The following is a 248-nucleotide window of genomic DNA, read 5'->3' on the forward strand; positions in this document are numbered from 1 at the left end:
ACCTTGACCTGCATGCCAAGCGAGATCTTGGACCCCATGCCCCAGAAGCCGTCCCAGTTGGAGGAGTGCGGGGCGACGATGAAGACCAGCTTGGGCACGTCAGGGAAGGTGCCGGTGACTTTCCAGCCGCCCAGGCGCAGGGTGCAGCGTGCCAGCCAGCGCAGGAAGCGGTTCGGGTGGACCTGCGGCATGCTGGGCGGCACGGCCGGCAGCAGCGGCCTTCGGTTGTTCAAGCCATCACTCCCAAG

Annotated in this window: 1 pseudogene; it reads right to left on the reverse strand. The window is 66.5% G+C overall.

Annotation, left to right across the window (positions count from 1 at the left end):
- Positions 1-233, reverse strand: a pseudogene (locus ACQG3P_RS21295) (acyltransferase); the annotation flags it as partial.
- Positions 234-248: the final 15 nt, after the last annotated feature.

The organism is Stenotrophomonas sp. SrG, from assembly GCF_050031795.1.
GTDB classification, from domain to species: domain Bacteria; phylum Pseudomonadota; class Gammaproteobacteria; order Xanthomonadales; family Xanthomonadaceae; genus Stenotrophomonas; species Stenotrophomonas rhizophila_A.